At 50.5% G+C, this 15,344-nt stretch carries 10 protein-coding genes and 1 other annotated feature; of the genes, 4 read left to right on the plus strand and 6 right to left on the minus strand.

Annotation, left to right across the window (positions count from 1 at the left end; translation table 11 throughout):
- Window positions 1-100: 100 nt before the first annotated feature.
- On the minus strand, window positions 101-1,990 hold the full coding sequence (locus A7K91_RS14865; protein WP_068684047.1) for a sensor domain-containing diguanylate cyclase: 1,890 nt from the start codon (window positions 1,988-1,990) through the stop codon (window positions 101-103).
- A gap of 433 nt (window positions 1,991-2,423) precedes the next feature.
- On the opposite strand from A7K91_RS14865, the gene rpsD reads away from it, so the two are divergent.
- Complete coding sequence (rpsD, locus tag A7K91_RS14870) at window positions 2,424-3,023, plus strand: 30S ribosomal protein S4 (RefSeq protein ID WP_068684048.1); 600 nt, start codon at window positions 2,424-2,426, stop codon at window positions 3,021-3,023.
- 209 nt (window positions 3,024-3,232) lie between these two features.
- Here rpsD and A7K91_RS14875 read toward each other — a convergent pair whose 3' ends face one another.
- From A7K91_RS14875 to tyrS, 3 genes are all read right to left on the minus strand, one after another.
- Window positions 3,233-4,804, minus strand: a complete 1,572-nt coding sequence (locus tag A7K91_RS14875; protein ID WP_068684051.1) for a flotillin lipid rafts scaffold protein FloT — start codon at window positions 4,802-4,804, stop codon at window positions 3,233-3,235.
- A gap of 75 nt (window positions 4,805-4,879) precedes the next feature.
- A complete protein-coding gene (locus A7K91_RS14880; protein WP_068684053.1) occupies window positions 4,880-5,392 on the minus strand; it encodes an NfeD family membrane protein in 513 nt (170 codons plus the stop codon).
- Window positions 5,393-5,535: 143 nt separating this feature from the next.
- Window positions 5,536-6,789 carry a tyrosine--tRNA ligase gene (tyrS, locus tag A7K91_RS14885; RefSeq protein ID WP_082967470.1) on the minus strand — a complete coding sequence of 418 codons (1,254 nt, stop codon included), beginning with the start codon at window positions 6,787-6,789 and terminating at the stop codon, window positions 5,536-5,538.
- 83 nt (window positions 6,790-6,872) lie between these two features.
- Window positions 6,873-7,189: a binding site (T-box leader), on the minus strand.
- 122 nt (window positions 7,190-7,311) lie between these two features.
- On the opposite strand from tyrS, the gene A7K91_RS14890 reads away from it, so the two are divergent.
- Window positions 7,312-10,434: a transglycosylase domain-containing protein gene (locus tag A7K91_RS14890; RefSeq protein WP_068684055.1), complete on the plus strand. Its 3,123-nt coding sequence runs from the start codon at window positions 7,312-7,314 to the stop codon at window positions 10,432-10,434.
- A gap of 226 nt (window positions 10,435-10,660) precedes the next feature.
- Here A7K91_RS14890 and acsA read toward each other — a convergent pair whose 3' ends face one another.
- A complete protein-coding gene (gene acsA / locus A7K91_RS14895; RefSeq protein ID WP_068684056.1) occupies window positions 10,661-12,385 on the minus strand; it encodes an acetate--CoA ligase in 1,725 nt (574 codons plus the stop codon).
- Between the two features lie 133 nt (window positions 12,386-12,518).
- Between acsA and A7K91_RS14900 the strand changes: the two genes are divergently transcribed.
- Together A7K91_RS14900 and A7K91_RS14905 are read left to right on the plus strand one after the other, a co-directional pair.
- Window positions 12,519-13,154 carry a GNAT family N-acetyltransferase gene (locus A7K91_RS14900; RefSeq protein ID WP_068684057.1) on the plus strand — a complete coding sequence of 212 codons (636 nt, stop codon included), beginning with the start codon at window positions 12,519-12,521 and terminating at the stop codon, window positions 13,152-13,154.
- Window positions 13,155-13,193: 39 nt separating this feature from the next.
- Window positions 13,194-14,375 (plus strand): acetoin utilization protein AcuC, encoded by a 1,182-nt coding sequence (locus tag A7K91_RS14905; protein WP_068684058.1) that lies wholly within the window; start codon window positions 13,194-13,196, stop codon window positions 14,373-14,375.
- Window positions 14,376-14,644: 269 nt separating this feature from the next.
- On the opposite strand, the gene A7K91_RS14910 is transcribed toward A7K91_RS14905, so the two are convergent.
- Entirely contained in the window at window positions 14,645-15,343 is a 699-nt protein-coding gene (locus A7K91_RS14910) for a 5'-methylthioadenosine/adenosylhomocysteine nucleosidase (protein WP_068684059.1), read from the minus strand.
- Window position 15,344 lies beyond the last annotated feature (1 nt).

Consider the following 15,344-nt stretch of genomic DNA (forward strand, 5'->3'; position numbering starts at 1 on the left):
AGCTATCACTACTTAGGGTTTGTGTTATGGGACCGTAATATTCTCAAAAAAAAGACGCCCTTCATGCATGTCCTGCTGCTACAGGATTGCGATTCGGGCGTCAGCCAACCATTATGCAGTTTCTGCCTCTGTTTTTGGCATCGTACAAGGCCATATCCGCCCTGTAAAACAGCGATTCAACACTGATCTTCTCATGATCCAGCGCCCATTCCGAAACACCGCAGGATACGGTTACGGACGGCTCCGTTTCCTCAAGCACCCTCTGCCTGATCCGTTCTGCAATGAGCTGGGCCTGCTCCTTGCGCACATCGGGCAAATAAACTGCAAGCTCCTCGCCCCCCCAACGCGCCGCTATGTCCCCCTGGCGGATTACACTTTTAATAATTTCGCTAACTTTAATTAATATCTGATCGCCCACCTGGTGGCCAAACGTATCGTTTACCTGCTTGAAATAATCAATATCCACCAATATAAGCGAACCAAACGCATCTTTATGCAGCCTGTTTTGAATTTGCTCATCCAGATAATGTCTGGCATGCAGACCCGTCAAATTATCCGTAATGACCATTCTTCTCACCTCCGCATGCAGAGAAGCATTGGTGACAGCGAGTCCGATATGCGTGCTCATAACCTGCAGCAGCTTATAGTTTTCGTAGGAGAAAAAATTAGGAACCTTGTTGGCGACAAATATAACTCCCACCACCTCGCCTTCCACAAAAATAGGCGTGGCAATCAATGAACGAGAGCCTGTATTATCCATTAGCTTGGATGTGACAACCCTTGTATTCCAGTAGTCGGAAATAATTAAAGGTTCCTTTGTACGATAAATGATGCCGCAAAAGCCGTATTCCGTAGAAAACGCCTCTCTGGACATGGCCGGGATATTGCTGGCCTTAACTTCAAAAATCCCGTTGCTTCTATCTAATTGCAATACACAGCAATAATCTGCTTCGAATATGGTCAGGAGCTCATCGGTTGCAAACTGGAAAATTTCTTTCAGACGCAACGATTGGTTAAGACGTTTGGTCATTTCATTAATAAGCCTCAGCTCGTTGATCAGCAAATTCGACTGCTCGTATAGCTTGGCGTTTTCAAACGCGGAGCCCGCAGTATCGGCAAGCAGCAAAAATGCGGGCAGGTTCGTCTCATCCCACTTCTCCGCTTCCATGGAAATGCACAAAACGCCATACGCCGCCTGCTTTCCCGTTAGCGGAACCGCAAGGCGCATATTGCCATGTCGGTCATGCTCCCTTGCAGGCTTGCCGTCCAGAAACGCCTTGGCGACGATATCATGCGCCGTGTTGCGGAAGACAAGAGGTTTAACCCGGGGATCGCCTTCAACGTAATCCTGGGAAAGAAACAAATTGACTTGCGATTGCGGATAAAGCGCTTCGAGACTTTGCAGCATTTCCGAAAGCACCTTGGTGGCGTCGATCTGGTCATAGAGCTTTTTGGCAGTCAGGAACAAGGCGTCTCTGCGGCTTGCCTCACGGTCCGACCTCTCTTGCTGCTCCATAATTTCCTTTACATAAAGATGCTCAAAGCTTCGGTAAAACAAGCTTCGAAAATGAAGTGCGCCAGACTGCAGCTCGCCGGCCGGAAGCCCCGCGTCGGTGACGGCGGCATACGCCAGCAGCGCAAATATTCCATCATTGGTCCGCCTTCGCAGAGGAATGGCGCAAGCTTGAAGGTTCTCAACCGCTGCAATGCGGGTTTCATTGCTACGCAATGCGGCCCTCAAAGCCTCGTTCACAACAGCGTCAAGGCCTGCACTGGCTTCAAGCTCCATTCTGCCGGCAGCACCGTGACATTGAAGCGATATGCTGTATAATCGATAGAGCCCGCTTTTGAAAGCAGGCAGCTCGTCATTTTCCGATTTCCACTGAAGAAAGCTTTCTTCCAGCAAGGACGGAAGATAAGGCTCGTCCGCGTCATGAATATCTTCATTGGTAATCCAAATGGGATGATTCATCTTCCATTCATTAACCATGCAGCGTCCAACCCTTTCCTTTATAACCAGGGAGATAAGCTTTTCTATTCAGTATCATACTTTATTTTTAAGAATTTTGCACTAGCAATATCCAAATTATATAGGACTTTAGGCGCGTCAGCCTATATTGCCTTTAGTCATTGCCATTAAACATTTGCTTTCTCCCCTTCAAGCTGTCAATTTTTCTTACATATAAGCTGAATCCCCTTTATGTCGCTACACAGGATTCACTTGACATTTCTGTTGAATTTCATATAATATAAGTTGTTGGAAATATGGGCGTACGGTTTTGTGTCACCCTCAGGAGTAGGACTCGCAAGCAAGCCAGCGGCTGAAGTGTTTGCTTGGGACGAGCAATTGTCCGTAGAGTGTTATTCCGCGCAACACAACCCCATTCTCAAAATTTACTTTGATGAAGGAGTTAATAAGACACATGTCACGTTATACTGGACCTAAATTTAAATTAAGCCGCCGCCTCGGCATTTCCCTGAGCGGAACAGGCAAAGACTTGAAACGCCCATTCCCTCCTGGTCAACATGGACCTAACCAACGCAGAAAAATCAGCGGTTACGGCGTTCAATTGCAAGAGAAACAAAAGCTTCGCCACATGTACGGTTTGAACGAGAAGCAATTCCGCAACCTGTACGACAAAGCGGCTAAGCAAAAAGGTAAAGCCGGCGAAAACTTCCTGGCCCTGCTGGAAAGCCGTCTGGACAACCTTGTATACCGTTTGGCATTTGCCAACTCCCGTGCAGGCGCGCGTCAGCTCGTTGCTCATGGACACATTACAGTAAACGGCAAAAAAGTTGATATCGCATCCTACACTGTTTCCGTAGGCGATGTAATCAGCTTGCGCGAGCGCAGCCGCTCACTGAAATCCGTTAAAGAAGCAATTGAAGCTCGTCATCACCTTCCTAACTACATTGAATTCAACGAGCAAGCTGTTGAAGGCAAGTACATCCGCCTTCCAGACCGCTCCGAGCTTACGCAAGAGATCGACGAGAAACAAATCGTCGAATTCTACAGCCGTTAAGCCAAATTCCAGAACAACCTTGCATGTCTTGGACATGCAAGGTTGTTTTTTTTGATTAATCGTTACTGCCCACATTAGCCTTGCGCTGGATGAGCCGACACGGATTGCACTCCGTGCGTCTACATCTTTTTAGTGCTAAAGTCCCGTTTTTTTCCACAACAAATAAACAGCATGGCAGGCATGCTGTTTATTTGTAAAAAGCTTTAGGTTCAAGCCGGATCTGTCGTATCCAGCGCTTTGATGTTCCTGGCAATAGCAGCCGCTGCTTCCCCGCTTATTGCAGGCTTTGCTTGCGCCGGCGCTTCAGACGCCTTGCTTGAAGGCGCAATCGCTTTGGAGGTCAACCCCTGAATGAGCTGATTGACGTCGATGCCGGATACGCTCTTCAGCATTTCAGGCGCTGTTGACATAAGCGAAGTGACATAGTTGCTCAGGCGAGCCGCCCCTTCCCCATTGCCGGTATCCACAACTGTCAGCTTGTCAATGGAGCTGATCGGCTCAGCAACCTTGCCAGCAAGCTCAGGCAGCATTTTGACGATGATATCGAGGACTGCCGCTTCTCCGAACTTGGCAAACGCATCCGCCAGCTTTTCCTTCGCTTCCGCTTCCGCAAGACCGCGCAAACGAATAACTTCCGCTTCCGCCGTACCTTTGGCCCGCTCCGCGTCCGCTACCGCAAGACCCTCCAGACGCTTTTGCTCCGCTTGGGCCTTCGCTTCCGCTTCGATGCGGTATTGAAGCGCGTCGGCTTCACGCAATTGCTTGGCTTTGTTCGCTTCCGCCGCTTGCTCTACCGCATAACGGTCGGCATCCGCTTTTTTCTTAACCTCAGCGTCGTATTGCTTCTCGCGACGCAAAATTTCTTTTGCTTCAAGATCGATTTCACGCTCTTTGCGAACCAGCTCAACCTTCATTTGCTCCTCGACCACGCTTTGTTTGGCGCGGGCTTCCTGAATGGAATACGCCTGGTCCGCTTCCGCTTTAGCCGTATCCTGATCACGTTTAAAGGAAGCAACCTTCATTTCTTTATCTTTTTCGGCTTCCGCTATATTGGTATCGCGCAGCAGCTCCGCTTTTTGCCCCGCTTCCGCCGCATGCGCCTTTTGGATACGCGCGTCGCGCACCGCTTCGGCTTCCGCAATTTCGGCGTCGCGCTTTACCGCTGCAATACGCGGTTTGCCCAGCGCGTCCAGATAACCATGCTTATCGCGCAAATCCTTGATTGTAAAGGAAACGATCTGCAGGCCCATCTTCTTCAGATCCTTCGCAGCTACGCCCTGAACCTCCTGCGCAAACTTGTCCCGGTTCCGGTAAACCTCCTCTACCGTCATCGAGCCCAGAATGGCTCTCAGGTGACCCTCCAGCACTTCCTGAGCTTCTCCTTTAAGCGCTTCCGTAGGCTTGCCCAAAAATTGCTCCGCAGCTGTCGCCACATCATCGATGGCTCCCCCGATTTTAATAATCGCGACGCCGTCCGCCATGACAGGAACGCCTTGCTCCGTGTATACCTCGGGAGTGGAAACGTCCAGTTTATGGGAAAGCAAGGATAGAAACTCCGCTTTTTGGAAAACCGGCAAAATAAATGCGCCGCCGCCCCGGATAATTTTTACTTTACGGCCAGATTCGTCAACCAGCGTATTGCGGCTCCCCAGAAACGATCCCGTAATCAGCATCGCCTCATCGGGGCTAACCGTTTTGTATCTGGCCCAAAACGCCAGACCCAATACAACCAGCACAGCAACAACAATAATTGGAATTGACAACCACTCAATGTCTCCCATACCATATCTCCTTTCATGTACGGGCTGCCAGTCCGGGTAACGGAAACAAATCCGAGATGGCCGGACCGGCCGCCCTTAGACGTTCAGGTCGATTTCCGATACGTAAAGCACGCTGTCCTTCACTTCCACCACGACAACACGGGCCGAGGAAGGAATTTCTTTGTTGTCGAAGCTTGCGGCAATCTGGTTGGTATGGCCGGCGCCAACTTTGACCAATACCTCGCCGTAGCCTGCTGCAGGGATGGGGACTGTGACATCGCCCAATGCTCCAGACAGCGACTGCATGGTAAAGCCAATCGAATTTTCGCTATTCTCCATTGGCTTCACATACAGGAAGAAGACGGCTATGCCCGCAACAACGGCTATGAGCAGCGAAATCAAACCGACGGGCCAAGCTCCCAGCGATGTATAGCGGGAGAGCATTACGCCGGCACCGCCAAACACCGTGATTCCTCCCACCAGCGTCATCGGCTGTAGAAAATCCAACGACAAGAAGTCAAAAATGCCGTCCAGCAAATCGCCGAAAATGACGCTGACTAGAGCATAAACAACTCCACCGATCAAACACGCCATATACAGGCCTTCCATCTTCCTCCTCCTTCACATGTATCATCCATAACCTGCTATCATTTCCTTATTATTTACGCTATAGCGTGAAAAAGGTTTCAATAATAACTGCCGAATTTCGACAGAACCGTCCAAAGCTATGAGGGAGACGTTTTGAACAAGCTCTATAATACAAGCTTGACGAATTTGCGTTTGCCCACCTGCAGCACGTCGCCGGCTTGCGGCGTCACGTCAGCGGCAGGATCACTCCATTTTTCTTCATTAATACGTACAGCGCCCTGTTGAATGCTGCGTCTTGCTTCGCTTGCCGACGATTGCAAGCCCAATATCACAAGCAGCCTCGCCAGCTTAATACTACCGTTCGCAAGCTCCTCCGCAGGCACGGTGACCTCCTCGATGTCCTCCGGCAACGCCCGTTTCTGGAAAACGGTAATGAAATTTTGCTGGGCGGCTTCCGCTTCCTCTTGCCCATGGTACATACGGACGAAGGAATGAGCAAGCGCCATCTTGGCATCGCGAGGATGGACGCTGCCGTTTTCCAGCCCCGCCTTCAGCGCGGCAAGCTCCTCCTTGCCGATATCGGTAACCAGCTCATAATATTTAAGCATAAACTCGTCAGGAATCGACATTGATTTACCGTAAATCTGGCCTGCATCTTCGTCGATTCCGATGTAGTTGCCCAAGCTTTTGCTCATCTTGTTTACTCCGTCAAGCCCTTCCAGCAGCGGCATCGTAATTGCAACCTGGGCTTCCTTGCCATATTCCTTCTGAAGAGTGCGGCCCATCAGCAGGTTGAATTTCTGATCCGTTCCGCCAAGCTCCACATCGCTATCCATCGCCACGGAATCATAACCTTGCATCAGCGGGTAGAAAAATTCATGGATGCTTATAGGAAGCCCGTTGGTATAGCGTTTGGTAAAATCATCTCTTTCCAGCATTCGGGCAACCGTTAATTTAGCCGCGAGTGTAACAACGTCCGCAAATTGCATAGGCGCCAGCCAATGGGAGTTGAAAAACAGCTTCGTTTTTTCCTCATCCAAAATTTTAAATATTTGCTTCTGGTAGGTCTCCGCATTTCGTTTGACATCCTCGGGAGTAAGCTGCTTCCGCGTCTCCGACTTGCCCGTAGGATCGCCGATTTGGCCCGTAAAGTCGCCAATCAGCAGCTGCACCTCATGTCCCAATTCCTGAAACTGGCGCAGCTTGTGCAGAACGACGGTATGTCCGACGTGAATGTCCGGCGCCGAAGGGTCCAGTCCCAGCTTAACCTTCAACGGTTGTCCCTTGCTAATCGATTTGATCAGCTTCTCCTTCAACGCTTCCTCCGGCACTATTTCAACAGCGCCTCTTTTCAGCGTATCCAGCTGCCTTTCCACCTCTGCCTGCTGCTCAGGCGTCAACTCTTTCCACTCTGCCATAAAACTTTTCCTCCCTTTCATGCGTCCAATAATAAAATACGTGCTGAAGCAGTCTTGCGAAAACACAAAAAATCCTTCCAGCCCCAAGGGACGAGAAGGATTAGCTCGCGGTACCACCCTCGTTAGAGACATGTCTGAGCCAGCTAAGATAGTTCAAAAAGTCCATTTTTGATCACGACACATGACCTTTCTGAACACATACTTATTGGAATCGACGCGCTCTCACTTCGTTGCTTGATAACGGAGCTTCACTCCGAAACGGACTACTGAGGGGCCGGCCCCGTTCCTCCGTTTGGCTCTGGACGGTAATTCAACAAGCGGCGCCAGCCGGTTCGCACCAACCACCGGCTCTCTGGGCTTTAACGTCACGCTTCCTACTGATGTCCTTCATCGCCTTAAATATATAGACTTTTATACCATAGGCCCTACCGGAAGTCAATTGTTCCTGTGAAGCGCCGCTCATGTACCATTTGGCGATTTATGCTATAATAAAAATGCTATTTTGGAGGAGGAGACTAAAGAATGCAAGAGGAACAGCAATCACCGCCCAAACCATACAGCAAGTGGCGGCTATTTGGACTGATTTCATTTATCACTGTAAAGTGGATTATTTATTTCGGAATATTCTTCGGCTTGCTGGCGGGCGGAGCGGTAACGGGGTATGTCGCCGCGCTCGTCAAGGATGAGGAAATCCGGCCAGAAGCGGAAATTCAAAATAAAGTCGGCGAATATTCCATGACCGGGTATGTCTATTTCCGTGACGACTCTCTTGTGGGACAGCTTCGTACGGATGAAGACCGCATTGTCGTTGAATACGACGACATCCCGCAAAACGTCATTGACGCCTTGCTGGCGATTGAGGACAACGAGTTTTTTGAACATAGCGGCGTTAGCATCAACGGCTTGGGCCGGGCTGTCAAGCAAAAGCTCTTTAATGAAGATACGCAAACGGGCGGAAGCACGCTTACCCAGCAGCTTGCGCGTCGTGTCTTTCTAAGTCTTGATCAGACGGATAGCCGTAAAATAAAAGAAATTTTCCTTTCCTTGCGGATGGAGCGATTTTTAACAAAGGAAGAAATATTGGCTGCTTACTTGAACAAAATGCCGTTTGGCAACGGCTCCAACGGCTATCAGGTATTTGGCATTCAAGCTGCGGCAAAGGGCATTTTCGGCATCACCGACCTGAAGCAGCTGAATGTTGCGCAATCCGCCTATTTGGCAGGTTTGCCGCAGCTGCCTTCCCTGTACAATGCGTTTACAGGCTCCGGCAAGTTTAATGAAGCCGGCTTCGAGCGGGCCATGAAGCGGCAGCAGCGGGTGCTGACCCAAATGCTGGCCAAAGGACGAATCACGCAGGCGCAGTATGATGAAGCCACGAAATTCGATCTGAAGGCTTCACTGGCTCCGCCAGCCGAAAAAGCGTATACGACCTATCCATATCTCATGCTGGAAGCGGAGCGCCAGGCGGCGGAAGCTTTGCTGCTGCAGCAAAATCCGGAGATGACAAAGGCCGATCTGCGCAAGAAGGAAAATTCGCAGCTGATCGAGGAAGCCCGAGACCAGCTTCTTCGCGGCGGGTACCATGTTTATACGACCATTGACAAGCAGGTCTACAGCATCATGAGGGAAATCGGCAGCAACCCGGACAATTTCTCCCCTTACAGCGAAACCAAAGGGCTGGAGCAAATTGCCGCCATGATGATCGACCACAAAAGCGGCGCTATTATCAGCATGCTGGAGGGCCGCGATTTTTACGAAGAGCAGATGAATTTTGCGACACAAATGATTCGCCAGCCAGGCTCAGCCATGAAGACGCTAGCGGCATATTTACCCGCTATCGACAAAGGGCTTGTGCAGCCGGCCAGCATTTTGGACGACGCGCCCGTTGTTCTGAAGGACGGCCAAAAAGGCTATCATATACCAATGAACGTTAACCGCAAATTCGCCGGACTTGTGACAGCGCGCGAAGCGCTTAACAAATCAATGAATTTGCCCGCTCTTAAAATTTTCAACGAGGAATTAACGATTCCGGTTGCTCTGGATTTTGTCAGAAGCCTTGGCATTACTACGCTGACGCCTGAGGACGAAGGTGCTCAAACCGGCGTTATCGGCGGCTTGCGACAGGGCGTTTCCGTTGAGGAAATGACCAATGCCTACGGTGCAATACCAAACGGCGGCGTCTTAAACGATGCCTATATGATTGAAAAAATTACCGATGCCAACGGTAAAATCGTATACGAGCATAAAGATAATCCAAAGCAGGTATTTTCGGAGCAAACGGCCTTTTTGATGACGGATATGCTTCGGACCGTCATTTCGGATCGTTCCGGAACAGGCAATTCCTTGACCAAGCAGTTTAAGCAATACGGAAAAATACCGATTGCCGGCAAAACGGGCACAACCCAAAGCTATGGCGACGTCTGGTTCGTTGGCTTCTCTCCAGACGTTACCCTTGGCGTATGGGCTGGCTACGAGGAGCAAATCAATGCTTTGTCCAATGACGGACGAACAAGAGCCCGCTCCATTTGGGCGCTCATTATGAACCAGGTATCGGAGCAAAAACCGGAAATATTCGCCACCGAGGCGTTCCCTCAGCCCGATGGAATCGTCAAAGCAACTGTATCGTCTGCCAGCGGACTTCTGCCTACAGCCTTGACGAGAGAAGCCGGCATGACAGTTACCGACTGGTTTAATAAGCAATATCTGCCTAAAAAACAGGACGACGCTTTGGTCAAAATGGCTTATATTACGTACGAAGGCGTTAACTATGTGCCAAATGAGCTGACCCCGGCTGATATGCTCAAGGAAAAGGTCGTTATCAAGCGCAAAAAACCGCTTGACGAGCTGATGGATGAGATTAAGCAGGCCCAATCCAAGCTGCCGGGCAAAGATCGCCGTTCAATGGAAATTTATTTGCCGGCAGATGCAGGCAACGATGCGCCGTCCAAGACCGATCCGCGCAAGGACGACGGAGCGAATCCTGCACCGCCAAATGATGCCAAGCTGACTGTGGCTGGAGAAGGCAATTTGACGATCACCTTTACCGGAAGCAGCTCGCCGGATGTTGTAGGCTACAGACTTTATCGTTCCGTTAACGGCGGGCCATTTGCCAAAACGGGCGATTCCATCCTGCTAGACGGAGAATATGTATTCAAAGTAACCGCTTCTCCGCTTGAAAAAACCTCCTATTATGTCGCTGCGGTTGATGTAGTCGGCAAGGAGTCAGGATCAACTCCAGGTATGGAATACGGCGCTTCGCCAATTGTTCCTGAAATACCTGAGCTGCCTGAAATACCGGGTATTCCTGGATCGCCGGGCAATGACGGCGGCGGCAACGCCGGTGGTGAAAACAATTCCGGAGGTTCGGAGGCCGTAACGGCTCCGGGAGCGCCAAGCGGCCTGCACGCGGAAAGCACCGATCTTGGCGTTACTCTGAGCTGGGCATCCAATCCCGTTTCGGACCAAGTCGTTCAATACAGTGTTTACTACAGCGCTGCTAACGACAGCCATTACGTCAAGCTGGCTTCCACCAGTCAAACCAGCTTTGAGCATGCGTCGCCTATGATATCGGGAGCGTATTATATCGTAGCTGAAAATAGCGCAGGCGCCTCAACGCCTTCGGCTAAAATCGTCATTGGCGGCTAATCTCCGCCTTGACGATTTTCCCTAAGCGGCGCATGAATAGCGTATGAAAAAGCCTCAATCTCCACTGAACGCGGAGATTGAGGCTTTTTTTGTAGCGTATAGCTGGGAGCGTGGTTTTTTTACATTTTTACATTGTTGAACTACTGTTGCGGACTTTTGCTCCAGGTCGCTTTCACCGCTTTCACTCAGTCCGCGCTCTACTCCCTATCCTTGTCTTGTACGTCCTTTAATCCTCGATTGTGGACAAATCTCCAGTCGGCAAGTCAAGCTCCCATGCTTTAAGCACGCGACGCATAATTTTGCCGCTGCGCGTTTTCGGCAGCTTATCCTTAAACTCAATTTCCCGCGGAGCGGCATGAGCGGACAAACCCGCTTTGACAAAGGATGATATGTCCTTCTTTAACTCCTCGGAGGGCTGGAAGCCTTCTCTAAGCGCGATAAACGCTTTGATAATCTCTCCCCGCACGGGGTCGGGCTTACCGATAACCCCTGCCTCCGCCACAGCGGGATGCTCAACCAGCTTGCTTTCGACCTCAAACGGTCCAACCCTCTCCCCCGACGTATTGATAACGTCGTCTATGCGGCCTTGAAACCAGAAATAGCCGTCTTCGTCCATATAAGCGGAATCGCCGGATACATACCAGCCCTTGATCCTGAAATATTCGCTATATTTGCTTTCGTTGTTCCACACTTTGCGCATCATGGACGGCCAGGGCACCGCTATTGCCAAATTGCCCATCCGGTAAGGCGGCAGGACATTGCCCCCGTCGTCGATAATAGCGGCTTTTACGCCGGGAATCGGCTTGCCCATAGAGCCTGGTTTAATATCCATGGCGGGATAATTGCAAATAAGCTGCGCGCCGGTTTCCGTCATCCACCAGGTATCATGAATGCGCTGCCCATATACTTTAAGTCCCCAGCGCACAACCTCCGGATTAAGCGGTTCTCCAACGCTAAGCACATGACGAAGGCTTGAGAGATCATAGTCTTTGACCAGATGATCGCCCGCTCCCATCAGCATGCGGAAAGCCGTTGGCGCGCTGTACCATACCGTGACGCCGTATTTTTGAATGACGCCGTACCAGTCGCCAGGGCTGAAGCGTCCTCCCCGCACGACCATCGTTACAGCATTCAGCCAAGGAGCAAAAATACCGTATGAGGTGCCTGTTACCCAGCCGGGATCCGCTGTGCACCAATAAACATCATCTTCACGCAGGTCCAGCACAATGCGGCCGGTATAATAATGTTGAACCATTGCATTCTGGACATGAAAAACACCCTTTGGCTTGCCGGTGGAGCCTGATGTATAATGGAGAATAAGACCGTCTTCCCGGTCAAGCCATACGATATCGGCTTGATCGGACGCTTCGTTGACTGCATCCTTGTAGCTGATTAAACCGGAATCCTCCGGTATATCACCGCCATACACAATAATATGCTTCAAAAGAGGCAGCTCCTCCCTCTTAATGCGAGGCAGCAGCGCGGGAGTGGTTACGATAGCGACTGCGCCGCTATCCTGCAGCCGGTCCTTCACCGCTGTTTCCATAAAGGCTTCAAACAGCGGGCCAACAACAGCGCCAATCTTTAGCGCTCCAAGCACGCTGGCATACAGCTCCGGCGTTCGCGGCATAAAAATGAATACCCGCTCGCCCATTGTTATGCCAAGCTTGCCCAGCACATTGGCGAAGCGGTTAGACAATTTCGCCAAATCGCGGAAGGTGTACGTTTCATCACGTACGCCATCGCTGTAATGAAGGGCTGCTTTATCGCCTTTTCCGGCTTCCACGTGGCGGTCAATCGCCTCGTAAGCCATGTTCACCTTGCCTGTGGTATGCCAACTGAACTGCTTTTCAACTTCCTCCCAAGAGAAGGAAGCCACTGCTTCGTCGTATTGCTTGAGATGACTGTTTGCTGCTGTTGCCGGTATACGTTCCTGATGCAAGTTGACCATGGATTCACTCTCCTATCCATTCCTATTGTGATCAGAAAAGAGTATGCGCTTACAAAATTGCCTACCCCATTATAGCACAATTAAATTCATTTTCACTACGGTTTTAACTCCTTATGAAAGGGGCAACTGTGATATGGAGCACCGCAAGTATTATCAACAGATAGAGCTGCCGGACAGAAATAGCGGCTCGCTCGTTCTTGAAGGTCCAGTACCGCCGGAGCAGCTGGCTGCCTATGAAATGCATCCTTCCCTCCACGCATTCCGCCGTCCCGCGGAGCAGCATGAAGCCTTGATTGAAATTGCCGGGCTACCGGAGGGAAGAATCATTATCGCGCGCAACGGGGCAACCATTGTGGGATATGTCACGTTTCATTATCCGGATGAGCTTGAGCGCTGGTCAGAAGGCGGCATGACGGATTTGCTGGAGCTTGGGGCCGTAGAGGTAGCTAAGGACTACCGCTCGCTTAGCTTGGGTAAAAAAATGATTTCCCTTGCTTTCGACAAGGAACAGCTGGAAAACATGATCGTTTTTACAACGGAATATTATTGGCATTGGGATTTGGAGGGGACCGGGCTGAACGTCTGGGATTACCGCTCCATGATGGAAAAGCTGATGAAATCCGCCGGCATGATCTGGTACGCCACGGACGACCCTGAAATCTGCTCCCATCCCGCTAACTGTTTAATGGTTCGCATTGGCAAGGAAGTGCCGTTGGACTCCATCCAGCAGTTTGACAGCGTACGCTTCCGTAACCGCTACATGTACTGATATGAAACCGCTCCAGGCGGGAAAGGACTTGAGGACTCTATGAATGGGAATGCTTATTTCTTTCATCATCGTGCTGCGGAAGCTTATAAATTTAACGAGGAACATCCCTTTGATCCTGTCAGGTTAATGTTGAGCATAGACCTGTTAAAGGAAGCCGGCGCCCTAAAGGATGAGGAAATAAGGGAGCCTGACGTTGAAGCTAGCGACGAGCTGCTAGCTCTCGCCCATCGAACGGATTATATACAAGCAGTCAAGCAACTCGACAATGAAGCCGATCCCCGCAGCAAAAGCGTGTTAAGCGAGCAATTCGGGCTTCAGGATGGGGACGATACCCCTTTTTTCCCTGGCCTGCATGGAGCTGCCTCCAGCATCGTGTCGGGCACCGTATCCGCCGCAGCAGCTGTTATGAGCGGCAAGGTTCAGCATGCCTACCATATGGCCGGCGGGCTACATCATGCCTTTCCGGATCGTGCTGCGGGGTTTTGCGTCTATAACGATGCGGCCATAGCTATAGCCTACATTCGGCACCACTACAAGGCAAAGGTTTTGTACATCGACACGGACGTTCATCATGGCGACGGCGTTCAGTGGTGCTTTTACGACGATCCCGAGGTTTGCACCTATTCCATTCATGAAACGGGAAAATTTCTGTTTCCCGGAACGGGATATGTTTATGAAAAAGGAACGGATAAAGGATTTGGCAGCTGTGTCAATCTCCCTCTGGAGCCTTACACCGAGGATGATTCGTGGCTGGAATGCTTTGAGGGCAGCTTGAGGAAGGTCGTGGCCAGCTTTCAGCCCGATGTCATTTTGAGCCAACACGGCTGTGATGCCCACGCCTTTGATCCATTGTCTCATATTCATTGCAGCATGAACATTTATTCGCGCATACCTGCCCTTATTCATCAATTAGCCCATGACCATTGCCAAGGCCGCTGGATTGCCGTAGGAGGAGGCGGATACGACCACTGGCGCGTAGTACCGCGCGCCTGGTCAATGGTTTGGCTGGAGATGACCGATCACAAACTGGCACGGGAAATCGCAAACCATAAAAAGCTGAGGCTGCCAGGCGGCTGGCTGAAGCGCTGGAGGATGCGCAGCCCGTTTCCTCTGCCCCGTTATTGGCTCGACGAAAAAAAGGACATTCCCGCTATACCTAGACGCGAGCAAATAACCGAAGCCAACCGTTCCATGCTGGCAATTGCCATTCAAGACCTTTAACGGCAAAAAGAAAGAGACTGCCCGAAAAGTCTGTTACGGTGAATAATGATTCAGCAAACCGGTACCTACCGAAAAAGGGTGTCTTGGAAGCTCAAACATTTTTGTCCACTTTATTTTGATCCAATTTTTTAGTGGATAAAAGCGGACAAAAAAACTCGCCCTCAAGACACCCTTTTCCCTCCGGTCCTCTCTGCTGAATCATTATTACTTCCGCTTGACTTTTCGGACAGTCTCTTTCGATACGATAAAACGGACTTTTTGAAGCCCGTTTATAAGCCTTTAACGATTTCCTGAATCATCAGGAATGAATGCTCCGAGGCTTGTATAGTAAATTCCGCAAAGTTAACATGTGCTGAACCATCCGCCTTGTCCGACATGGAGCGAATGACGACAAAAGGCGTTTCATTCATATCGCATACCTGGGCGACTGCGGCGCCTTCCATCTCGGCGCAAGCTCCGCCGAAAGTACGATACAGCTCATCCACAACGCTTCTGCTGGCGATAAATTGATCGCCCGATAATACCTTTCCAACCAGGCAGCGGCCGGTAAACAAGTTTTCTCCTGCCTCCTGCGCCAGCCGTACCAATGTTTTGTCAGCAACATATTCAGAACGGGCCTGATATGGAATTTCGCCACGCTTAAAGCCTAGCGGCGTCACGTCAACATCATGCTGAATGCAGCTTGAGGAAATAACGATGTCCCCAATAGCAAGCTTGGGGTCCAGCGCTCCCGCAACTCCTGTAAACAATATGCTGGTTGCTCCCGCATCCAGCATGGCTTGCGTACAAACAGCCGCGTTAACTTTTCCAACACCAGATTTACAGAAAATAACGTCCTTGCCGTAAAAATGGCCTTCATAAAACGAAATGCCTGCTTTTACAAAATGCGACGCCTTTTTGACCTGCTGATGCAGCAGCTCGATTTCTTCATTCATAGCGCCGATGATACCGATTTTCTGATTGGACATG

The sequence above is a fragment of the Paenibacillus oryzae genome (genome assembly GCF_001675045.1).
Lineage (GTDB): Bacteria > Bacillota > Bacilli > Paenibacillales > Paenibacillaceae > Pristimantibacillus > Pristimantibacillus oryzae.